General features: G+C 73.9%; 2 protein-coding genes. Both read right to left on the reverse strand.

Annotated elements, in window-relative coordinates; all coding sequences use genetic code 11:
- Nucleotides 1-1,444 (reverse strand): ABC transporter ATP-binding protein (locus IJH84_RS28300; protein WP_295151026.1); only part of this gene is annotated, 1,444 nt, incomplete at its 3' end.
- Nucleotides 1,441-2,020, reverse strand: a 580-nt coding sequence (locus tag IJH84_RS28305) for an ATP-binding cassette domain-containing protein (protein ID WP_295151028.1), incomplete at its 5' end; no start/stop codon positions are given. The genes IJH84_RS28305 and IJH84_RS28300, both read right to left, overlap by 4 nt.

Raw genomic sequence — 2,020 nt, forward strand, 5'->3', positions numbered from 1 at the left:
CCACCGCCGCGGGCACCGGGTGACCGCCCGGGCCGAGCACGGTGTCCAGCCCTTCCGGCAGGCTCCGCGCCCACTCCAGCGCACCGACGGTCGCCAGCGCGTCCAGCAGCTCCCGGTCGCCGAACTCGCCGGGCAGCGACAGGTTGTCGCGCAGGCTGCACCCGAACACGTGGTGTTCCTGGGTGAGCAGCACGACCTCGCGCCGCACCCGCTCGGTGGGCAGCGTGGTGATCTCCACGTCGCCGAAGGCGACCGATCCGGAACCGGGCGCGTGCACACCGGCGACCAGCAGCCCCAGCGTGGACTTGCCCGCACCGGACGGGCCGACGATCACCATCCGCTGCCCGGCAGGCACCTGCAGGTCGATGCCGTGCAGCACCTGCCGGTCCGCGCGGTAGGCGAACCGCACGTCGCGAATCACCAGGTCGTGGCCGGAACCGCCGCCCGCCGCGCGGTCCGGACCGCGCGGCGCGGGCACTTCCCGCACGCCGAGGATCCGGCGCAGCGCCGCGTGCCCGACCTGCAATTCCTCCAGCCAGCTGAACAGCTCGTCCATCGGCGAGGACAGCGCGGCCGCGTACAGCACGACGGTGGTCGCGGTGCCGAGGTCGACGATCCCGGCCGCGTGCCCCCATCCGGCGATCAGCAGGATCGCCGCGATCGGCACGACGTAGGACAGCTCCAGCGTCGGCAAGAAGACCGACAGCAGCCCGCGGTACCGCCGCTCCAGATCGATCGCCCGCCCGATGGCGCGGTCGTTGTGCGCGCGGCGCCGCCCGGCCAGCTGCAGCGAGTTGATCGTGCGCGAGCCCTGCACGGTTTCGTGGATGCTGGACTGCACCCCGGCCCATGCGTCCAGCATCCGCGGCAGCAACCTGCCCGCGCGCGGGAAGTACCAGCGGCAGCAGACCACCAGCAGCGGCACCGCGACCAGCATCCCGCAGGCCAGCAGCGGCGAGGTCGCGATCATCGCGGCGGCGGTGAGCAGGATCGTGAGCACGGCGGCGGTCAGTTCCGGCGCCGCGTGCCGCACGGTGAAGTCCAGCCGGTCCACGTCCGATGTGGAACGGCTGAGCAACTCCCCGGTACCCGCCGCTTCCACGGTGCCCAGCGGCAGCCGCAGCGCGCGGCCGATCACGTCCTCCCGCGTCTCGGCCAGCACGGCTTCGCCGAACACCGCCGCGCGGTAGCGGGCGGCGCGGGCCAGCAGCGCGTGCGCGACGAGGACGCCGAGGAACACCAGCGCCAGCACGTCCACCCGCCACGGCTCGGTGCCGCGGGTGACCGAGTCCACCAGGTGCCCGAGCAGTTGCGGCCCGATCAGCCCGACCAGCGTGGTCAGGCCGAACAGCAACATCATCGCGGTGAACTCGCTGCGGTGCGCCGCGGCCGTCGCCCGCATCCACCGGCGGACCGCGGCCGTGCTCGCCAGCGGCAGCTTCACGCGGAACTCCCCTCGACGGCGCGGATCCGGTCGGCCACCGTCCGCCACAGCGGGCTTTGGCTGAGCACCACCGTGGTCCGGCCGCTGCGCAGTTCCCGCACCCGCCGCACGATGCGTGCTTCGGTGTGCGCGTCCACCGCGGAGGTCGGTTCGTCCAGCACCAGCGCGTCCGCGTCCGCGCACAGCGCTCTGGCCAGCAGCAACCGTTGGCGCTGGCCGCCCGAGAGGGTGCGCGCCCGCTCGCTGAGCACGCCGTCCTCGAGCGCGTCGAGCACGTCCTCGGCGTCCGCGGCGTGCAGCGCGCTCGGCACGTCGATCCCCCCGAGGTCCAGTTCGTCCCGCACCGGCCCGGAGAACAGCAGGTCCTGGTTGTGCACCAGCACGATCCGGCGGCGCAGCTCCGCGGTGCCGACCTCGTCGAGGGGCACGTCACCGGCCAGCACCCGGCCTTGCGCGGTGTGCCAGGTGAGGCGTTCGGCCAGCTCCTCGCCCTTGCCGAGCGCGTCGATGACGGTCAGCTCGCCCGCTTCGGCGCGCACGCCGGTCGTCTCGTCCAGCAGCGTCAGCGGGCCGTCC

The organism is Saccharopolyspora sp. (assembly GCF_017434145.1).
In the GTDB taxonomy this organism is placed as follows: Bacteria; Actinomycetota; Actinomycetes; order Mycobacteriales; family Pseudonocardiaceae; genus Saccharopolyspora_C; species Saccharopolyspora_C galaxeae.